This is a genomic window from Gordonia sp. GONU (assembly GCF_024733855.1).
GTDB lineage: Bacteria > Actinomycetota > Actinomycetes > Mycobacteriales > Mycobacteriaceae > Gordonia > Gordonia amicalis.
The window spans coordinates 32,362-50,917 of the sequence record NZ_JANRHB010000014.1 but is presented as its reverse complement, the minus strand read 5'-3'; the positions used below and the strand labels follow the sequence as shown (position 1 = coordinate 50,917).

At 68.0% G+C, this 18,556-nt stretch carries 21 protein-coding genes; 8 read left to right on the top strand and 13 right to left on the bottom strand.

Annotation, left to right across the window (positions count from 1 at the left end; genetic code table 11):
- Positions 1–3: 3 nt before the first annotated feature.
- On the top strand, positions 4–1,680 hold the full coding sequence (locus tag NWF34_RS14395) for a thiamine pyrophosphate-binding protein (protein ID WP_096272986.1): 1,677 nt from the start codon (positions 4–6) through the stop codon (positions 1,678–1,680).
- Positions 1,681–1,758: 78 nt separating this feature from the next.
- Here the strand turns inward: NWF34_RS14395 and NWF34_RS14390 are convergent, their stop codons facing one another.
- The 12 genes from NWF34_RS14390 to groL form a co-directional block, all read right to left on the bottom strand.
- The gene (locus NWF34_RS14390) at positions 1,759–2,553 is read right to left on the bottom strand and encodes a hypothetical protein (RefSeq protein WP_238064271.1); all 795 of its coding nucleotides are present in this window, start codon (positions 2,551–2,553) and stop codon (positions 1,759–1,761) included.
- Positions 2,554–2,616: 63 nt separating this feature from the next.
- Entirely contained in the window at positions 2,617–3,567 is a 951-nt protein-coding gene (gene ppk2, locus NWF34_RS14385) for a polyphosphate kinase 2 (protein ID WP_024500235.1), read from the bottom strand.
- 101 nt (positions 3,568–3,668) lie between these two features.
- Complete coding sequence (locus NWF34_RS14380; RefSeq protein ID WP_006436835.1) at positions 3,669–4,187, bottom strand: DUF6764 family protein; 519 nt, start codon at positions 4,185–4,187, stop codon at positions 3,669–3,671.
- Between the two features lie 134 nt (positions 4,188–4,321).
- A complete protein-coding gene (locus NWF34_RS14375) occupies positions 4,322–4,762 on the bottom strand; it encodes an SRPBCC family protein (protein ID WP_006436836.1) in 441 nt (146 codons plus the stop codon).
- A gap of 106 nt (positions 4,763–4,868) precedes the next feature.
- Positions 4,869–5,546 carry a DUF4166 domain-containing protein gene (locus tag NWF34_RS14370; RefSeq protein ID WP_006436837.1) on the bottom strand — a complete coding sequence of 226 codons (678 nt, stop codon included), beginning with the start codon at positions 5,544–5,546 and terminating at the stop codon, positions 4,869–4,871.
- 160 nt (positions 5,547–5,706) lie between these two features.
- On the bottom strand, positions 5,707–6,315 hold the full coding sequence (locus NWF34_RS14365; RefSeq protein WP_096274891.1) for a TetR/AcrR family transcriptional regulator: 609 nt from the start codon (positions 6,313–6,315) through the stop codon (positions 5,707–5,709).
- A gap of 69 nt (positions 6,316–6,384) precedes the next feature.
- Positions 6,385–7,203, bottom strand: coding sequence for a tyrosine-protein phosphatase (locus NWF34_RS14360; protein ID WP_096272984.1), 819 nt, complete (start codon positions 7,201–7,203; stop codon positions 6,385–6,387).
- A 51-nt stretch (positions 7,204–7,254) separates the two neighbouring features.
- Positions 7,255–8,280, bottom strand: coding sequence for an alpha/beta hydrolase family protein (locus tag NWF34_RS14355; RefSeq protein ID WP_096272982.1), 1,026 nt, complete (start codon positions 8,278–8,280; stop codon positions 7,255–7,257).
- Positions 8,281–8,519: 239 nt separating this feature from the next.
- Positions 8,520–8,843, bottom strand: coding sequence for a hypothetical protein (locus NWF34_RS14350; RefSeq protein ID WP_232513163.1), 324 nt, complete (start codon positions 8,841–8,843; stop codon positions 8,520–8,522).
- Between the two features lie 166 nt (positions 8,844–9,009).
- On the bottom strand, positions 9,010–9,426 hold the full coding sequence (locus NWF34_RS14345; RefSeq protein ID WP_309148638.1) for an MSMEG_6728 family protein: 417 nt from the start codon (positions 9,424–9,426) through the stop codon (positions 9,010–9,012).
- Between the two features lie 40 nt (positions 9,427–9,466).
- Entirely contained in the window at positions 9,467–10,111 is a 645-nt protein-coding gene (locus tag NWF34_RS14340; RefSeq protein WP_006436842.1) for a DsbA family protein, read from the bottom strand.
- Positions 10,112–10,268: 157 nt separating this feature from the next.
- On the bottom strand, positions 10,269–11,894 hold the full coding sequence (gene groL / locus NWF34_RS14335) for a chaperonin GroEL (RefSeq protein WP_006436843.1): 1,626 nt from the start codon (positions 11,892–11,894) through the stop codon (positions 10,269–10,271).
- A gap of 235 nt (positions 11,895–12,129) precedes the next feature.
- On the opposite strand from groL, the gene NWF34_RS14330 reads away from it, so the two are divergent.
- The 6 genes from NWF34_RS14330 to NWF34_RS14305 all read left to right on the top strand — a co-directional run bounded on the left by NWF34_RS14330 (position 12,130) and on the right by NWF34_RS14305 (position 16,927).
- Positions 12,130–13,038 carry a TIGR03621 family F420-dependent LLM class oxidoreductase gene (locus NWF34_RS14330; RefSeq protein WP_006436844.1) on the top strand — a complete coding sequence of 303 codons (909 nt, stop codon included), beginning with the start codon at positions 12,130–12,132 and terminating at the stop codon, positions 13,036–13,038.
- A 63-nt stretch (positions 13,039–13,101) separates the two neighbouring features.
- Positions 13,102–13,737: a DUF4178 domain-containing protein gene (locus tag NWF34_RS14325; protein ID WP_006436845.1), complete on the top strand. Its 636-nt coding sequence runs from the start codon at positions 13,102–13,104 to the stop codon at positions 13,735–13,737.
- A gap of 22 nt (positions 13,738–13,759) precedes the next feature.
- Complete coding sequence (locus NWF34_RS14320) at positions 13,760–14,305, top strand: DUF2617 family protein (RefSeq protein WP_006436846.1); 546 nt, start codon at positions 13,760–13,762, stop codon at positions 14,303–14,305.
- On the top strand, positions 14,302–14,859 hold the full coding sequence (locus NWF34_RS14315; RefSeq protein ID WP_006436847.1) for a DUF4247 domain-containing protein: 558 nt from the start codon (positions 14,302–14,304) through the stop codon (positions 14,857–14,859). The genes NWF34_RS14320 and NWF34_RS14315 overlap by 4 nt, the downstream gene beginning before the upstream one ends.
- A gap of 63 nt (positions 14,860–14,922) precedes the next feature.
- The gene (locus NWF34_RS14310) at positions 14,923–15,348 is read left to right on the top strand and encodes a DUF350 domain-containing protein (RefSeq protein ID WP_006436848.1); all 426 of its coding nucleotides are present in this window, start codon (positions 14,923–14,925) and stop codon (positions 15,346–15,348) included.
- A 13-nt stretch (positions 15,349–15,361) separates the two neighbouring features.
- Positions 15,362–16,927 carry a polyamine aminopropyltransferase gene (locus NWF34_RS14305; protein WP_006436849.1) on the top strand — a complete coding sequence of 522 codons (1,566 nt, stop codon included), beginning with the start codon at positions 15,362–15,364 and terminating at the stop codon, positions 16,925–16,927.
- Here the strand turns inward: NWF34_RS14305 and NWF34_RS14300 are convergent.
- The gene (locus NWF34_RS14300) at positions 16,921–17,871 is read right to left on the bottom strand and encodes an SDR family NAD(P)-dependent oxidoreductase (protein ID WP_006436850.1); all 951 of its coding nucleotides are present in this window, start codon (positions 17,869–17,871) and stop codon (positions 16,921–16,923) included. The two genes, NWF34_RS14305 and NWF34_RS14300, sit on opposite strands and share 7 nt — an antisense overlap.
- A 76-nt stretch (positions 17,872–17,947) precedes the next feature.
- Between NWF34_RS14300 and NWF34_RS14295 the strand changes: the two genes are divergently transcribed.
- The gene (locus NWF34_RS14295; RefSeq protein ID WP_006436851.1) at positions 17,948–18,553 is read left to right on the top strand and encodes a TetR/AcrR family transcriptional regulator; all 606 of its coding nucleotides are present in this window, start codon (positions 17,948–17,950) and stop codon (positions 18,551–18,553) included.
- Positions 18,554–18,556 lie beyond the last annotated feature (3 nt).

Below are 18,556 nucleotides of genomic sequence, written 5' to 3'. Positions count from 1 at the left end.
GGTGTGACCGGCACTGCAGCAACGTACGGCCCCACGGTCGCCGACGTCGTGGGCCGGGTTCTCGCCGACCTGGGCGTCGGTCACGCCTTCGGGGTCGTCGGCAGCGGCAACTTCGTGATGACGAATGCGTTGCGCGCCGGTGGGGTCGGGTTCACCGCGGCTCGTCACGAAGGCGGTGCGGCATCCATGGCCGACGCCTACTCGCGTATGTCGGGCCGGGTGGGTGTGCTGACCGTGCACCAGGGCTGCGGACTGACGAACGCGGTCACCGGCATCGGCGAGGCGGCCAAGAGTCGCACCCCGATGATCGTCCTGACCGCCGACGCCCCGGCGGCTGCGCTGCGGTCGAACTTCCGGATCGACCAGGACGCACTGGCGACGAGCGTCGGCGCGGTCAGCGACCGCGTCCACGGACCGGACACGGTGGTCGCCGACGTGACCCGCGCCTACCGCACCGCGGTGACCCAGCGCCGGACCGTCGTCCTGAACGTCGCGATCGACGTGGCCGCGGCTCCTGCCGAGATCACCGGGCCGGTCGTCGCATCGGTTGCGACGCCGCGGGTCCGGCCCGACACCACGTCGGTCGAGACCCTCGCCGCGGCCATCCGCGCGTCCCGTCGACCGGTCTTCGTCGCGGGTCGGGGCGGCCGCGAGGCCGGACCGCAGATCACCGCGCTCGCCGAGGCCGGCGGCGCGCTGCTCGCGACCTCAGCCGTCGCCAACGGGCTCTTCGCCGGAAATCCGTTCGCGCTGGGCATCTCCGGCGGTTTCTCGTCGCCGACGGTCGCCGAACTCATCTCCGACGCCGACCTCATCGTCGGGTGGGGTTGCGCGCTCAACATGTGGACGATGCGTCACGGCCGCCTCATCGGCGATCAGACCGTCGTGGCCCAGGTCGACGTCGAGGTCGAGGCGATCGGTGCGCACCGTCCCGTCGACATCGGCGTGGTGGGAGATTGTGCCGCCACGGCTGCCGATGTGCTCGTCGCCCTTTCCGGTGATCCGCTGACGCACAGCGGATACCGCACCCCCGAGGTCGCCGGGCGGATCGCCAGGTCCGCGCGGTGGCAGGACGTACCGGTCACCGCCGAACCCGTCGAGGGACGGATCGACCCGCGCTCCCTGACCATCGCGGTGGACGAGATCCTGCCCATCGATCGGATTCTCTCGATCGATTCGGGCAACTTCATGGGCTACCCGTCGACGCACCTCTCGGTTCCCGACGAGTTCGGCTTCTGCTTCACCCAGGCATTCCAGTCGATCGGCCTCGGGTTGGGCACCGCGATCGGCGCGGCGATCGCCCAGCCCGGTCGGCTCCCGGTTCTCGGAACCGGCGACGGCGGCTTCCTGATGGCGATCTCCGAACTGGAAACCGCTGTGCGCCTGGCACTCCCACTCGTGGTGATCGTCTACAACGACTCCGCCTACGGCGCCGAAGTACACCACTTCGGCGACGCCGACATGACCACGGTGACGTTTCCCGAGGTCGACATCGCCGCCATCGCCCGCGGCCATGGCGCCACCGGTGTGACGGTCACCGGGTTCGACGACCTCGACGACGTACGACGCTGGGTCGCATCACTCGAATCACCCGAACCGTCCGGTCCGCTGGTCATCGACGCCAAGATCACGAATGACGGCGGATCCTGGTGGCTCGCCGAGGCGTTCGCCGGGCACTGAGCCCTTCGTGGCTCGCTTCGCTCGCACCTCAGGGAGCGCTGGACGATCGCTTCGCTCGCACCTCAGGGAGCGACTCGCTCAGCGCCGGCCGGCGAAGATCACCCGGCCCAGGAGTCCGACGACGAACATCGCAACCCCCACACCGCCGACGATGAGCGCGACGTGGGTGAGGTCGGAGTAGGCGCCGTCGATGATCAGTTCCGCGACCTGCCGACCCGACGATTCGGCACCGGAGACCTCATGCTTGGCGCGGTCGGCGAAGAACATTCCGATGGCCCAGCTGGCGACCCCGGCCGCGACGGCCCCGAGGCCGAGCCAGGCGAACACGGTGCTGCGCCGTCTGGCCAGCAACAGAGCGATGAGCCCGGCGATGACCGCCGCCGCTGCCGCCACCCGGGCGAGGAAGGTGATCTGCTTCCCCACCTCGGCATATCTACCGGCCTCGAGACCCGATGCACCATTGGTCAATTCGACGACGACCGGTCCCGAGATCTCGTTCGGGGTACCGGTCAGGTTGAGCGCCCGGTTGATCATCGCGGTGATGTCGAGCTGCATGACGGAGGTGTCCTCGCCCGGGGCGGGTTCGGTGAACAGCCAGGCGTGCTGCTGACCGACGACGTCGGCGAAGTCGAGCCGGAACTGCTCGCTGTCGGTGTATCTGCCGGCCAGTGGACGCACCAGTGCACCCGCGATCGGGAGATCGGTCCGGGCCGTGGCCTGGGCGGCTATCTCGTCGGCGAGGTAGTCCTTCACCTTCTGGTCCTCGGCCATCGGCGCCACGGTGGAGACGAATCCGTCCTGGTCGACGATGCGCAGATCGAGCCAGAGAGCGGGGACCGCGAGCACGGTCGCAGCCATCGCGACGAGCGTCATCAGGGCACTGAGAAAGCTACGCACCCCACGAGGCTACCGATCCCCCACTCCTGCGCCCGACGGCTACTCCCCCACGACGTCGGCGGCACGTCCGACGATCAGTGGGTCGGGCCGGCCGACGAACTCGCGGTTCTTGCCGTCGTACTCGAACAGGCTGAGCACGTGCCGCATCGCGTTGATGCGTGCCCGCTTCTTGTCGTTGGACTTCACCACCGTCCACGGCGCGTGGTCGGTGTCGGTGGCGGCGAACATCGCCTCCTTGGCCTCGGTGTAGGCATCCCACTTGTCCAACGACGCGAGGTCCATCGGCGAGAGCTTCCACTGCCGAACCGGGTCGATCTGGCGGATGGCGAACCGCGTGCGCTGCTCGAGCGGGGTCACCGAGAACCAGAACTTCACCAGGTTGATGCCGTCGTCGACGAGCATCTTCTCGAAGGCCGGGACCTGCGACATGAACTGGGTGTACTGCGGCGGGCTGCAAAAACCCATCACCCGTTCGACACCGGCGCGGTTGTACCAGGAGCGATCGAAGAAGACCATCTCGCCGCCGGCGGGCAGATGCTGGACGTAACGCTGGAAGTACCACTCGGTCGCCTCGCGCTCGCTGGGCTTCTCCAGCGCGACCACGCGCGCACCGCGCGGGTTGAGGTGTTCGTTGAAGCGTTTGATGGTGCCACCCTTGCCGGCGGCGTCGCGGCCCTCGAAGACCAGCAGGTGCCGCTGCCCGGTCTGCTTGGACCACTTCTGCAGTTTGAGCAGTTCGATCTGCAGACGACGTTTGGTGACCTCGTACTCGCGCCGGCTCATGCGCTCGGAGTACGGATAGTCCTGGCGCCAGGTGTCGACGACGTTGCGGTGGGGCAGCGTCAGCAGGACCGGGTCGTCGTCATCGTCGTCGTTGACCGTGAACTGCGTGACGTCGTGCAGGTCGACGAGCTGCTGAAGTGCCTCCCGGCCGTTCAGGACACTGAAGTCCGGGCCGATGTGGGGGTCTGCGTCGTGGAGATCGGTCACGATCCCACGATAGGACGCCTGGGCGGACAACACCCGACGCGCCGGTGAACGACGCGCCGCGTCGGGTGTTTTCGTCTCAGATCAGTGGGCCGCTCACCCGGTCAGTTCCGCAGATCGATGGAACCCGAATGCAGGCAAGCCTTTCCGGTGATCGAGTCGAAGCCCGCCGCGAAACCGCCGCTGCACTGCGCCCCGTCGGGTCCGGCGTAGGCCTGCCCGCCCCACCCGCCGACCGCCACCGTGGTGCCGCCGCGTCGCGCCTGCGCGATGGACAACGCCTTGGGGCCGGTGGTCACCGAATACGCCACGCCGCGCGAGTTGGCACCCGCGAGCGCCGACGACCCGGGCTGCAGGTTGTAGGACGATGCGTTGCCGCCGTTGTCCGACACGGAGATGGCGGTGCCGTTGCCGCTGCGGTCCTCGGCGATCGCGCGGCTGCCCAACCCGGCCTTGGCGCCACATCCGCTGGCACCCACGACCCGTTCGATCTGAGTCCCGTTGGACGCCGAGCACGTAACAGCCGACGCGACACCTTCACCGGACAATCCGGCGAATGCGACACAACCGGCTCCGCCGGCGAGAAGGACCAGTGCCCGCACAGCAAATTTGTTGATATTCAAAGGATTTGGCCTCCATGACGCGACGGCTGGGCAGATGACGATCCCAGGGTACCCGGGGCCGGTGCGGACCACCCGAGGGGATCGTCGGAGCGACATCGTCCGGATGACGACCCCCGGGGCACGACCCTGATCGTTCAGCCGGCGGCGCGCTTCTCGACTTCGGCGGAGAGCCCCTTACGTGCGGTGTCGACGGCCATCTTCTGTGCTCGTTTGACGATCAGTCCCGGAAGTTTGATCTTGAGATCCACGCCCAGGTCGAAGTGCACGTGCGCGCCGGTGTCGGTTTCGGTGACGGTGTACTTGCCGTGCTGTTCACTGAGCTGATTCGACTTGACCAGGTGCCATTCGCAGGTCGTCTCGGTCCACTCGTAGGTGCACGTCTGCTCGTCGGAGATCCCGGCGGCGGTGACCACCATGCGCACGGTCCTCGGTTTGCCGTCGTCGTGCTCGTCGAGGACCTCGGCCTCCTTGTGCGGGCCCGACCAATCGGGGAGGGACTCGATGTCCATGAGCACTTCCATCACCACCGAGACCGGGGCGGCGACGTGGAATTCGATGTTCGCGGAGACAGCCATGGGGTGAACCTACCGCCCGACGGTCACGGCCACACAACGAACCGTCGGCCGACGGGCCCCGATCCTGGTCGGTTGACCAAAACACGGTCCGGCCGGCGGCGGAGACTCAGCTCTCGCGGTCGACCAGGTTCACCGGCCACGCCTCGTCGGGGATGTCGCGGAGCGTGCACGCCTGGTCCACGGCGGTGAACCAACCGCGGAAATGCATGATCTCGCCGATGACGGGGTTGCGGACCGTCATGTCGCAGCGAAAGCGTTCGCGCTTCTCGTCCCAGCCCTCGATGTACTTCATCTGCGCGGTGAACAGTCCGCGCATACCCACCTTCGGCCCGCGTCCCAGCCAGCGCATCGGTCCGCTCTCGAGAAGCAGTTCGCCGCCCGGGGTCACCGAGGGCTCGATCGGATACAGGAACTCGGGTCCGTCGCCGAAGTAGTCGACGAGCCCGGTGCGTCCCGCGACGAGCAGCGAGTTGAGCTTGCGCGGACCGGTCGTGTACTGGAAGGTCCGCAGTACAGCCAGGGATTCCCGCTCCAGCTCGTCGGTGTAGCAGTAGTAGGCCTGGGTGAACGGAACCATCCGGCTGGTCTTGGACGGCAGCGCATTCCGTTTGGCGTAGTGCCAGAGAGCCGGCGGGGGGAGCGCCGAGGACACGTACACCGACTCGTACATCCCGTGACAGATCTGCGCGACACCGGAGGTGGAATCGATGCCGTAACGCCATGCGACGTTGGGATGGAGGCGGTCGAAGTCCGAGCCCAGCTCGTGCCGGAAGACCGGCGTCATCGTATCTCCTCCCGAACTCGGCCCAGCGTCGTTCTCACGGCGTATACCACCGCGGTAGCGCCACCGTGAACCTACTACGGAGCCCTTCCCAAACCAACGGTGAACAGATGACCAGGACCAGGTCCTGCGGGTTCGAAGCCTCAGGCGGCGCCGGCCGGCGTCACTGCCGATAGACCGCGGCGTCGCAGAGAGCGGCCAGTTCGGTGATGACGCGGTCGAGCGGCTCGACGCTGCGCTGAGTCTGGCAGAGCGCGACGGCACCCTCGATGGCGGCGACGACGAGATTGGCCAGCGAGTCGGCGCGTTCGCTGTCCACGCCGTCGACGACGAGCCGGGCGGTGATGAGATCGGCCCAGCGGCGGAGGATCTCGGCCGCGGCATCGGCGACCTCGGGTTCACCGCGTCGCGCCAGACCGCCCGCGATGACCGGGCAGCCGAACTGATAATCGGTGTTGACCAGCATCCGCCGCCAGACGTCGCCGATCTCGCGGACCGTCTCGGCCGGTGTGAGCGTCGCCCGGCGCGCGAGTCGTTCGGCGATGAAATCGCCTGCGTAGCGGACGGCCTCGGTCATGAGTTGTGTCTTGCCACCGGGAAAGTGATGGTAGATGGACCCGCGGGGCGCCGCGCTCGCGGTGATCACGTCGCCGATCGAGGTCGCGGCGACACCATCACGTCCGATCAGGTCCGCGGCATGGACGATCATCCGTTCACGCGGACCGCGCGCCTCCGATCCGGAGATGACGGATTCGGCGGAATGCGGCGCCATGACCTGCTCCTTCATCTGGGCCCGAGTGGTCTATGCAACTATACATAGCTCGGCACGCCAGAGTGCCAGTCAGCTTTCGACGAGGAACCGCTCGCGGATCTTCTCCTGCTCGCCCGGACCGATCCCGAGCGCCTCGACGAAGTACCCTTCGATCCCGCCGAACCTGCTGTGCACCTCGTCGAACGCGGCATCCAGATATCCCGCATCGACGCCGAGTACGCCGACCAGGAGCTGCGGGTCGCCGCCTGCTGCCGCGAAGCCGTCGAAGATGTGCTTCAGCGCCGGGATGAGCCGCTCGTTGGTCAGCAGGTAGTCACGGTAGACGTCCGCTTCGCCCACCCCGACGAGCGTCAGGAACGCGGCTGCAGCCCAGCCGGTGCGATCCTTGCCGGTCGTGCAGTGGAAGAGGATCGGACTGGGCGCGTCGCCGAGCAGTCCGCGGTAGAACTCCGAATAGGCCTCGATGGCACTGGGCAGGGTGATCATCTCGCGGTAGGTACCGGAGATCATCTCGCGCGCCTTGCCGCCGGCCAGCATCTGACCGGCCTGGGCGACCGCCACCGGATCGGCGAGCACGGCACCGATGTTGGCCGGAATCGACATCTGGGCATCGGCGAGCACATCGAGGCCGATCCCGGTGGCGCCGGGCAGTGCCGGGTCCGGGATGGCCTCCCGCTCATGCACCGACCGGAGGTCGTACACGGTCCGGAGCCCGAGGCCCGCGAGCGCGGCGAGGTCGGGGTCGGCGAGTGAGGAGAAGTCCGTCGACCGGAACAGCGTCCCGGAGCGCACCACTCGCCCGTCGCCGGTCCGCCAGCCGCCCAGGTCACGCAGATTCGGCAGGCTGCCGATCGGGCTCGGTGCACCGGGTGTCGTCACGCGACTCATCGTGGCAGATCGGCGCGGAAAGCGGGCGACCGGCGGCCGATCACGCCGCGGTCAACGACTCAGCGCGCGGTCGAGCGTCGGCCACGACTTGGCCAGTTGGTCCTGCCAGTACGGCCAGGAGTGCGTCCCGGGTTCGTAGTCGATCGTCGCCGGGATGCCGAGTTGATCGAGCCGGCGCTCGAGGTTGCGCGTGCAGTGATGCGTCGCCGCCTCGATGACACCGCCCACCGCGATCTGATCGGCGTAGATGACGGTGTCGCCGCCGATCCCCGCACCGGTGAGCCGGTCGTGCGGGCCGGGCAGGCCGGTACCCGAGCTGATGTAGATCGACTTCCCGCGGAGCTTGCCGGCATTGACCACCGGATCGTGCTCTCGCCACGCCGGCGACCCGATCGGCCCCCAGATGTTGGTCACGTCACCGCCACCGCGGAGTTCGACCACCGCCTGGATCGCCAGCCGGCCGACGTCGGTGCTCGTTTCCGCGCAGCCGCTGTACGACGCGACCGCGGTGTAGAGATCGGGAGCGGCTTCGGCAAGGCTCAGCGCCGAGGTTCCCGCCATCGAGATACCCGCGATGGCGTTGACCCCGGTGGTGTTGAGTTCGCCGTCGATGACCGGCGGGAGTTCCTTGGTCAGGAAAGTCGTCCATTTGTTGCGGCCGAGGACCGGGTCCACATTCACCCAATCGGTGTAATAGCTGTACGCACCGCGCATGGGGACGACGACGTTGACATTCTTGTCATCGACGAAGTCGACGATATCGGTCTGCTCGAACCAATGCCCGTTTCCCTCGCCGCCACCGGCGCCATTCAGCAAATAGAGCGTGGGTCGCGGTTTCGACCTGTCCGCAGGGACCAGCACGCGGACCGGGACGTCACGTCTCATCGATGCCGAATGTACGGCGAGGTCGAGGACACGACCTTGCGCGACGGCGTCGGCCAGCCGCTCGACACGGGCCGCATGCACCCCGTCATCAGCCGAAGCCGTCGACGGGATGGCAAGGGCGGCAACGGTTGTCAAGACAGAGACCAGCGCAACGGTCAGGCGTCGGTGGCGGTCACCGCCAACAGCAGACATCAGTGTCCCTTCAACTGACTTCAACCGCGCCTCGGTCTCGACAACGGAATACGAACGAATAGGAATCGATCCGGATACGTCGGACGATACTCAACATCGTCGGATGCGTCCGCTTTATGTCGGGGACGGGACACGAATTGGAGGGTCGACCACCACGTAATAGCGTTCTGCAATCGCCGGTTCGCTATGACAAGCCGCCGAATTCACCCAAACGGACCACGCTTCCCGGTCCGGCCTGTCTATTCGGTCTCGACCGGCACCGGGAACATCGTCCGCGGGTTCTGCAGGAGTGCGGGAGGCAACACGGACGCACGTGCCAATGTGCCGGTCCACCGGACGCGCCGCCGATGCGGTGCGAGAGTCTTTCCCCGCCTCGTGAATTCGTAGTCACCCTCGATCTCCCCGAGCCGAAGGATCTCGGGGTCGTCGGGATCGACGACCGCCACCTCGTCACCGGGGGTCAGGTCGTCGACGAAAGACGCGAGGACGCGGAGGTCCTTGCCCGGCCGTCGTCCCGGGCTGCACTCCTTGAGCAGGGCGCGCAGACCATCTGAGGTCGCCATCGCGGCATCGGAGTCGATGCCGGACTCCGCGCCGAGACCGACGATGTCGCGGCGGCGGAATTCGTCGTACTGCTCCGTCGACGAAGCCCGGATGATCCATACCGTTCGGCCCCGGTCGTCCAGGTCGGGAACCGTCGCGGGAGGTCCCGGCCAGAAGTACGGGAGGTTATCGGGGACGTCGCCGAATTCGGCGACGTAGAAGTCCGGGTCCTTGCGCAGAAAACGCCGAACGGTGGCTGCGATGAAGACGATCGTCGCCCAGCCACGGAGGCATGAGACCGGCGTCGGCGAGATCCGACTGGGACACGCCCACCGCCTCCGGAGCGAACTCGGCGATCATCGCGGCCGTGGTGTCCGCGCGTCCCCCACGTAGCCAGACGTCGACGAAGGCGAGGCCGTAGGAGACGAGGGCGGGAGTGTGCCCACGCCACATGGTGACCGCGGGATGGTTGCCCCAGCCGTAGTCGTACAGCTCGAGTGCACGCAGGATCTGTAGTGTCTCCACGCGCTGCTTGCCGAGCCGCGTGGGGTCGAGGGCCTCGGCGGATCGCCGGAAGTCCGGGTACGGCAGGAACGTCTGCATCACGCAGCCTTACCCGCGGAGCCCGGCGGTCCACACACGATCAGTCCGCGTGGACCTTTTCCAGGACCTGGGTGAAGGTCTCGGCGGGCTGAGCGCCGGACACCCCGTACTTGCCGTTGAAGACGTAGAACGGAACGCCGCTGATCCCGTAGGCCCGCGCCTGCTCGATGTCCGCGGCGACCGCGTCGGCATGGTCACCGGACTCCAGAGCGGCCAGCACCGCGTCGCGGTCCAGCCCGACCTCGGCGGCCAGGTCCGCGATCTCGGCGGGACGGCCGACGTGCCGGCCCTGCTCGAAGTACGCCTGGAACAGTCGTTCCGCCAGCTCGAGCTGGCGCCCGTGGGCTCGCGCGAAGTGCAGCGCCTCATGGGCCTTCAGGGTCTTGGTGTGCTGGAGGCGGTCGAAGTCGTAGTCGAGCCCGGCGTCGGCCGCGATCCCGCGGACCTGCTCGAGCATCCCCTCGACCTGCGCGGCGGGCATCCCCTTGTGCCGCACGAGGAACTCGATCTCCGAGCCCTCGAAGTCGACGGGCGTGTCGGGGGCGAGTTCGAAGCTGCGATAGGTCACCTCGACGTCGTCGCGGCCGGCGAACCCGGCGAGACCCGCCTCGAAGCGCCGCTTCCCGATGAAGCACCAGGGACACGCGATGTCGGACCCGATGTCGACTGTGATGGGAGAGGCCATGCCGTCTTCAACTCCCTTCGACCGCGCCGCATTCCGGGCGCTCCCGGCAGGTTTGGAGAAAGCGGTTGAGAGACAACAGAACCGGCCCACTCCCGAAGGAGTGGGCCGGTCCCGTTGAGATGTCAGAGCGTGTCGCTCCGAGGTGGAGAGCTCAGGCTCAGAAGCCCATGCCGCCCATCTCGTCGCCACCCGGCATCGCCGGAGCAGCGTTCTTCTCGGGCTTGTCGGCGACGACGGCCTCGGTGGTGAGGAACAGAGCCGCGATCGAGGCTGCGTTCTGCAGCGCCGAGCGGGTGACCTTCACCGGGTCGTTGATGCCGGCGGCCAGCAGGTCCTCGTACTCACCGGTGGCGGCGTTGAGGCCGGTGCCGGTGGGCGAGTTCAGGACCTTGTCGGCGACGACGCCCGGCTCGAGGCCGGCGTTGACGGCGATCTGCTTGGCCGGAGCCGAGAGAGCGACGCGGACGATGTTGGCGCCGGTGGCCTCGTCACCCTCGAGCGAGAGTGCGTCGATGGCCGGCTCCGACTGCAGCAGGGCCACGCCACCACCGGCGACGATGCCCTCTTCGACGGCAGCCTTGGCGTTGCGCACGGCGTCCTCGATGCGGTGCTTGCGCTCCTTGAGCTCGACCTCGGTGGCCGCGCCGGCCTTGATGACCGCAACACCGCCGGCCAGCTTGGCCAGACGCTCCTGCAGCTTCTCACGGTCGTAGTCGGAGTCGCTGTTCTCGATCTCGCCACGGATCTGGGCCACGCGACCGGCGATGGCGTCGGGGTCGCCCGCGCCCTCGACGATGGTGGTCTCGTCCTTGGTGACGACGACCTTGCGAGCGGTACCGAGCAGCTCGACGCCGGCGCTCTCCAGCGAGAGACCGACCTCTTCGCTGATGACCTCGCCACCGGTGAGGATGGCGATGTCGGCCAGCATGGCCTTGCGGCGGTCACCGAAGCCCGGAGCCTTGACGGCGACGGACTTGAAGGTGCCCTTGAGCTTGTTGACGACCAGGGTCGAGAGGGCTTCGCCCTCGACGTCCTCGGCGATGATCAGCAGCGGCTTGCCGGCCTGGATGACCTTCTCCAGCAGCGGCAGCAGGTCCTTGATGGTCGAGACCTTGCCCGAGACCAGCAGGATGTACGGGTCGTCGAGGACGGCTTCCTGACGGTCGGCGTCGGTGACGAAGTAGCCCGAGATGTAGCCCTTGTCGAAGCGCATGCCCTCGGTGAGCTCGAGCTGCAGGCCGAAGGTGTTGGACTCCTCGACCGTGATGACGCCTTCCTTGCCGACCTTGTCCATCGCCTCGGCGATGAGCTCGCCGATCGAGGGGTCGCCGGCCGAGATACCGGCGGTGGCAGCGATCTGCTCCTTGGTCTCGACCTCCTTGGCGCTCTTCAGCAGCGACTCGGTGACGGCCTCGACGGCCTTCTCGATGCCGCGCTTCAGACCCAGCGGGTTGGCGCCGGCAGCGACGTTGCGCAGACCCTCACGGACGAGAGCCTGGGCCAGCACGGTGGCGGTGGTGGTGCCGTCGCCCGCGACGTCGTCGGTCTTCTTGGCGACTTCCTTGACCAGCTCGGCGCCGATCTTCTCGTAGGGATCCTCCAGCTCGATCTCCTTGGCGATGGAAACACCATCGTTGGTGATCGTGGGGGCGCCCCACTTCTTCTCCAGAACGACGTTGCGACCCTTGGGTCCCAACGTCACCTTGACGGCGTCGGCGAGGCTGTTGAGGCCCCGCTCGAGGCCGCGACGGGCCTCTTCGTCGAACGCGATTTGCTTGGCCATGGGTAAGTGATCCTCCGAAGGGGGTGACACTAGGTTCGTATGGCCGGACTCGGTGCCCGCGACGGACGACCGGTGTGTCATTCGGTACCGATCTCACCGTCCCGACCTGGCACTCACAGCTCGCGAGTGCCAACGTCCGTTTTAGCACTCGCCCCTGCCGAGTGCAAGGTTGCGGCGGGCCCGACGCCACCGCATTCACCCGGCCGGCCGTCGCGGCCCCGGTTAGGTTGTGGACATGTCTCTCGCGTCCAGGGCGTTCCGGTTCGGGGTCGACATGCTCGCGGTGGACAGCGGCGCGTCGTGGCAGCGACGAGCGCAGCACGTCGAGGAGCTCGGCTTCGATGTCCTGCTGGTCCCCGATCACCTGGGCATCCCGAGCCCCTGGCCTGCACTCGCGACGGCTGCCGCCGCGACCGAGCGCCTCCGAGTGGGCCCTTTCGTCCTCAACGCCGCGTTCACCAACCCCACGCTGCTCGCCCGCGACGTCGCGACCGTCGACCAGCTGTCCCACGGTCGCGTCGAGCTCGGATTGGGCACCGGCTACGTCAAGGAGGAGTTCGAGTCGGCGGGAATCGAATTCCTGCCGGCGGGTCGCCGGGTCGACCATCTGGGCGACACCGTGGCGCGGACGATGTCGCTGCTGACCGACCCCGACCACACCCCGCGTCCGGTGCAGGAGCGCGTACCGCTGCTCCTCGGGGGGAACGGCGACCGCGTGCTCCGGATGGCCGCCGAGCACGCCGACATCGTCGGGTTCACCGCGGCACGCACGGGTCGCGACGGCGACCTCGAGCCGCTGTCGGCGGACGACTTCGCCGAACGCGTCGCATTCGCCCGGGCCGCGGCCGGCGACCGCGCCGGGACCATCGAGTGGAACCTGCTGATGCAGATCGTCGAGGTCACCGACGACGCGACCGGCGTCGCCGCGAAGAACATCGAGAAGTGGGAGCTGTCGATGAGTCCGCAGGAGTTTCTCGATCTGCCGTCGATCCTCATCGGCACCGCCGCCGACATCGCCGACCGGCTCGTCGAACTCCGCGAGACCACCGGGATCAGTTACCTCACGGTCCTCGAACCGGTGCTCGAGCAGTTCGCCCCGGTCATCGAGCTCCTGCGCGGCGTCGACGCGCGGGCGGAGTGGTAGCGGCGTCATTCGGCTCGCCGAAGCGGGCTGACGGTCTCCCGGGATCCGGATAGGGTCGGCGGAGTGGAGTTCCTGCTGATCATCGTCGTGGCACTGCTCGCGATCATCGCGGTGGTCGTCATCTTCAACTTTCTGGGCAACCGCCGGGCCCGACAGGCCGAGGCCGATGCCCTGCGCAACCGCACCTACCGGCCCGGGGACCCGTTCTCCTCGGCCGACGACGACTCGGTCTACGGCGATCCGCGGCAGCTGAAGCCCGGCGACCTCGTCGAGCTGCGCGGAGAGACCTACGCGGTCCGCGGCACGCTGCGGCTGACCCAGGACGGCTACACCTGGACCGAGAACTTCCTCGACACCGGGCTCGGCACCAAGGCGTGGATCTCGGTCGAGGACGATCCCGACCTGGAGGTAGTGCTGTGGCACGAACTGTCCGGCGTCGTCTCCGAACCCGGGCCCGACACGGTCGAGGTCGACGGCCGTCGCTATCACTCCGAGGAGGCCGGCAACGCCCGGTTCACCTCGGCGGGCACGACCGGGGTCGCGACATCCGGCCGGATGGCCTACCACGACTATCAGGCCGGCGAGGACCGCTTGTCCTTCGAGGACTACGGCAGCGGGTGGGAATGCGCGCGCGGCGAACTCCTCACCCGGGCCGATTACCGGATCTTCCCCAGCAACCCCACCGATCAGACCACCTGAGCGACGAAGGACTGCGAGACACATGTCAGAACAGCCCGGCGAACTCAGTGCGTCCGTCACTCGACTCCCCGTCGCGTACGCCGACACGAGTGCCGCTCAGCTCGGCTTCTCGCTCGACGCCCCGCTCCAGGAGCCCCTGGCCCGGGAGGACGGGGAGATCGACGGCATCACGGTGTCGGTCCGCCTGCTCGGTGCCAGCCATCAGGTCGTCGTCGACGACGGCGCGCAACGCATCTGCGAGACCGTCGCATGTCTGCCCGAGGTGACCTCGGCCCTGCCGAAGAGCCTCCAGGACAGCGGCTACCTCTTCAGCTCCCGGATCGAACGGGCCGACGACGACCGATTGGCCGCGCTCGTCGAGCAACTCGGCGTCCGCGTCACCGAACAGATGGCGGCGGGGAATCCGAGCGTGATGGGTGTCTTTCCCGGCGATCCCCACGCGGTGACCGCCATCGTCTCCGACCTGTCGGCGGACTCGATCTCGTGGCACACCTGGCACACCTACCCGCAGGCCGGTGAGGTGGTCATCACGACCAGCGTGATCCACCGCGGGGCGGCAACCGCATGACCTACCCGCCGCCCGGCAACCACCCACCCCCGTCCCCGGACGAACCGGCGCCCGATCCGCGCCGCCGCCTCAACCGGATCCGCAACATCATCATCGGCGTCATCGTGGTGATCACGATTTTCGCGTTGCTCGGCGCGTGCGGCGCCCGAGCCCTGCGCGGCGACGGACTGGGCGGTTCGGCACGCGATCACATCGCGCAGAACTACGAGCGCAACACCGGCCTCGACGAAGGGGATGTGGACGCCTACGTGGCCGAGGGCACGCCCGCCGAGGTGGCCGCGGAGATCCGCGACGCCGAGCGCCCCACCGACCAGCGCGCCGGCGCCTCCGGAACGGGCAATGTCGCGGGCACCCAGTTCCTCCAGTACCCCGACTACCTGGTCGCACTCTTCCCGTACGCCGCCAACCAGACCCGTGTGATGCTGAGCCGCGACTACCGGTCGGGCTACAACCGGTACCACAACTACGTCGGCGCCTTCTGGGTTCCGATGCCGGGCTATTCCGGCAGCGGGAGCAGCAATCGCGGCGGCGGCAGTGGAGGTGGCGGTAAATGACGACCGGACCCGGCCCCCTGTCCCTGCGACCGATCCCGTTCGACCGAACCCACGGAGATGACCATGCTCGCTGACATGACCGAGAACGCCTACGCCGCAGGTGCCTACGCGGGTGTCGGAGTGATCCTGATGATCGTGTCCTTCGCGATCGTCGACCTGCTGACGCCGGGGAAGCTGCGTCAACAGGTCTGGTCCGAACGCAACCGCAATGCCGGAATCCTGGTCGGCGCCAACCTCTTCGCGGTCGCGATCATCGTCACGGCAGCCATCGTCGCCAGCGAGGGCCGCCTGCTCGAGGGACTCACCTACACGGTGGTCTACTCGGCGATCGGCCTGGTCGTGATGGGGGTGACCTTCCTGGTCATCGACGCGCTCACCCCCGGCAAACTCGGCGAGATCCTCGTGCAGCCGGAAAGCCATCCGGCGGTGTGGGTGCAGGGCATCGCGCACATCGGGGTGGCCATCATCATCGCCGCTTCCATCCTGTGACGACCGTCTTCCTGTGACACTCACGGACACCACGACCGAACCGCTCTCCGCGCGACCACGCTTCGCCCGGTCCGCGCTGCTGGCCGTGGTGTTCGTCTGCGCCGCCTGCGGTCTGGTGTACGAACTGGCGCTGGTCTCCCTGGGTTCCTTCCTGATCGGCAACACCGCGACACAAGCGTCGATCGTCCTCGCGGTGATGGTCTTCGCGATGGGTGCCGGCTCACTCGCCGCGAAGCCACTGCAACCCCATTCGGTCACCGCGTTCGCGGTCATCGAACTGTTGCTGGCGCTCCTGGGCGGCCTGTCGGTGATGGCGCTCTACGCCGCTTTCGCCTACCTGGAGCTCTACACCCCGGCCCTCATCGTCGTCGCCTTCCTCCTGGGTGTCCTCATCGGGGCGGAGATCCCGTTGCTGATGGTCCTGCTCCAACGGATTCGACGGCAGGAACCGGGCGCCGCGGTCGCGGACATGTTCGCCGTCGACTACATCGGCGCGCTGATCGGCGGCCTCTGCTTCCCGTTCCTGTTGTTGCCGTTGTTCGGCCAGTTGCGGGGCGCGCTCGTGGTGGGACTGGTCAATGCTGCGGCCGGCTGCTTCCTGGTCTTCGTCATCTTCCGGAAGTCGTTGAGCCGCAGCCACCTCGTCCTGCTGTCCGCCGGAGCGCTGGCGGTGGTCGCGGCGCTCGTGGCCGGCCTGCTGTTGTCTGCCCGGTTCGAGGTGACGGCGCGGCAGGCGCTCTACCGCGACCCGATCGTCGCGGCCGCCCGCAGCGCCTACCAGGACATCGTGATCACCGAGAAGTCCACCGGCACAGGCCCCGACACCCGCCTCTACCTCAACGGCGACCTGCAGTTCTCCTCGATCGACGAGCACCGCTATCACGAGACGCTCGTCCATCCGGCGATGTCGGGTGCGCACTCGTCGGTGCTCGTTCTCGGCGGCGGGGACGGCCTCGCGCTGCGCGAGGTACTCCGATACCCCGATGCGCGGGACGTGACGCTCGTCGAACTCGACCCGGAGATGATCCGCCTCGCCCGGACAGACCCGCGCCTGACATCCCTCAACCAGGGATCGATGACCGACCGACGGGCACAGGTGGTGACCGCCGACGCGTTCACCTGGTTGCGCCAGACCGACCGTCGCTTCGACGTGATCATCGTCGACATGCCCGATCCGGACGACTCCGCCACCGCGAAGCTGTACTCCACCGAGTTCTACGCCCTCGTCCGAGCGCACCTGGCCGACAACGGCCGCGTCGTGGTGCAGGCGGGCTCGCCGTACTTCGCACCGAAGTCGTTCTGGTGCATCGCCTCCACCATGCGCGAGGCCGGACTTCCGGCGACGCCGTACCACGTCGACGTCCCGGCCTTCGGCGACTGGGGTTTTCACCTCGCGAGCACCCGAGGACCCCTCAGCCCGACGATGAACGCGCCTGGACCACTACGTTTCCTGAGTGCGGAACAGTTGACGGCAGCCACTGTCTTCCCCCTCGATCGGCAACCACTCGACCTTCCGCCGTCCACTCTGATGGACCCGCGCATCCTGCGGTACGCACAGGGCGAGTGGGCCACCTACTGAACGTTGCCGAGCGTGACGCGCTTCGCCTCGAGGAACTCCCACAGTTCGAGTTCCCTTGCCCGGTCGTAACTCTCGGCCGATGATGCGGCGACTCGTCCACGGTCGAGGTAGGCCCCCGATTCCGCGGACGACGTGCCGAGGATTGCATCGCCGAGACGCCGTCCCGCGACCGGCACCCGATCGAGAAGTCCCATGAGCGCGAAGACCGGAAGCATCCGGCGGTTCGCGAAGCGCTCCACCACCCCGGCGTCCCGTGTCAGATCCGTCCCCGGCACGTAAGCCGGGTTGTAGGAGACGATCTCGACGCCGTCGGGCAATCGGCGCGACCACTCGTGGACGAGGTGGACGGCCGCGAGCTTGCTCGTCGAGTACGCGGTTCGCCCGGACGCGGGGGGCGCGCCGCCGAAGGCGCCCGGCCGCGCCAGTTGCGCCGGGGACATCCACCGCGGCGCGGGAACCATCCCGAGGTTGTGCCGCAGATCCCCGAAATGCGTGTCACTCACGGTGATCGTGATCCGTGAGCCGCGGGTGAAGCGGTCGGCCAGATCGCCGATCAGCACATGTTCGGCGAGCACGTTCACCGCGAACGTCGCCTCGAGACCGTCCGCAGTCGTGTGCTGGTCGTCGACGAACTGGATGCCGGCATTGCCGGCGAGGCCTCGGAGCGGCGGCAGCGTCGCATCGTCGAGCAGCCATCCGATGGCCGCAGCGGCCGAACGCGTGCTGCGCATGTCGGCGAGGTCGGCGTCGACGATGGTCAGTCGGCCGCCGACGTCACCGAAGTCGTCGGCGAATCCGGTCGGCCCGCCGCCGCGGGCGAGGAGGACGAGATGGCAGTCGGGCGCTTCCGCCAGGACGTGCCGTGCGGCGACGCGCCCGATACCGCGGGTCGCCCCGGTCATCACGAGCGTCCAGGGGTTCGAGTCGATCTGCGTCGAGTCCATCGCGGCTCCCATTTCAGTTGACATTGTCAACTCAAGACAAGCCCTTTCGGTTGACAATGTCAACTATGGTGTGGGCATGCCCACCCGAGCCGAGAGCGCGGCCCAGACGCGCCGGGCGCTCCTCGATGCCGCCGCAGCGCTCCTCGACACCGGAGGCCCAGAAGCGGTCACGCTGCGCGAGGTCGGCAACGGCGCGGGCGTTTCACGGTCGGCCCCCTACCGGCACTTCGCCGACAAGGACGCACTGCTCGCCGCGCTGGCGAGCCAGGCGTGGGAGGTCGTCGCCGGCGGGCTCGACGCCATCGTCGCCGACGCCGGACTCCACCCCGAGGACGCACTCCGCACCGCTCTGCGCGCCCTGTCCGACCTCGGCGTCGGACGCCCGCACCTGTATCGCCTCATGTTCGCGACCCCGGCGGGCGCACCCGCCATCCCGGCGACCGCCCGAGCCCAGGACGGCCTGATGAACCTGGTGGGCCGCGTCATCGGCCCCGACGCCGAGCGGGATGCGGCCCGGCACCACGCCGCACTGTTGCTGGCGACGGCACACGGCGTCACCGAACTCGACATCCACGGCCACCTGCCGCCGGAGAAGTGGCACGCCGACCGCTACCGCCTCATCGACCTCGCCGTGTCGACCACCGCGGCCTCGCGCGGCACCGCGACCGGCATCCGGAGCTGAGGC

Coding starts and splice junctions, on each gene's coding strand:
- NWF34_RS14390 (WP_238064271.1), bottom strand. CDS start 2,553: ATGACGCTCGTCGCGATGGCTGCGACCGTGCTCGCGGTCCCCGCTCTC.
- NWF34_RS14375 (WP_006436836.1), bottom strand. CDS start 4,762: ATGGCTGTCTCCGCGAACATCGAATTCCACGTCGCCGCCCCGGTCTCG.
- NWF34_RS14370 (WP_006436837.1), bottom strand. CDS start 5,546: ATGACGCCGGTCTTCCGGCACGAGCTGGGCTCGGACTTCGACCGCCTC.
- NWF34_RS14365 (WP_096274891.1), bottom strand. CDS start 6,315: ATGGCGCCGCATTCCGCCGAATCCGTCATCTCCGGATCGGAGGCGCGC.
- NWF34_RS14360 (WP_096272984.1), bottom strand. CDS start 7,203: ATGAGTCGCGTGACGACACCCGGTGCACCGAGCCCGATCGGCAGCCTG.
- NWF34_RS14355 (WP_096272982.1), bottom strand. CDS start 8,280: ATGTCTGCTGTTGGCGGTGACCGCCACCGACGCCTGACCGTTGCGCTG.
- NWF34_RS14350 (WP_232513163.1), bottom strand. CDS start 8,843: ATGGCGACCTCAGATGGTCTGCGCGCCCTGCTCAAGGAGTGCAGCCCG.
- NWF34_RS14345 (WP_309148638.1), bottom strand. CDS start 9,426: ATGCAGACGTTCCTGCCGTACCCGGACTTCCGGCGATCCGCCGAGGCC.
- NWF34_RS14340 (WP_006436842.1), bottom strand. CDS start 10,111: ATGGCCTCTCCCATCACAGTCGACATCGGGTCCGACATCGCGTGTCCC.
- groL (WP_006436843.1), bottom strand. CDS start 11,894: ATGGCCAAGCAAATCGCGTTCGACGAAGAGGCCCGTCGCGGCCTCGAG.
- NWF34_RS14330 (WP_006436844.1), top strand. CDS start 12,130: ATGTCTCTCGCGTCCAGGGCGTTCCGGTTCGGGGTCGACATGCTCGCG.
- NWF34_RS14320 (WP_006436846.1), top strand. CDS start 13,760: ATGTCAGAACAGCCCGGCGAACTCAGTGCGTCCGTCACTCGACTCCCC.
- NWF34_RS14315 (WP_006436847.1), top strand. CDS start 14,302: ATGACCTACCCGCCGCCCGGCAACCACCCACCCCCGTCCCCGGACGAA.
- NWF34_RS14310 (WP_006436848.1), top strand. CDS start 14,923: ATGCTCGCTGACATGACCGAGAACGCCTACGCCGCAGGTGCCTACGCG.
- NWF34_RS14300 (WP_006436850.1), bottom strand. CDS start 17,871: ATGGACTCGACGCAGATCGACTCGAACCCCTGGACGCTCGTGATGACC.
- NWF34_RS14295 (WP_006436851.1), top strand. CDS start 17,948: ATGCCCACCCGAGCCGAGAGCGCGGCCCAGACGCGCCGGGCGCTCCTC.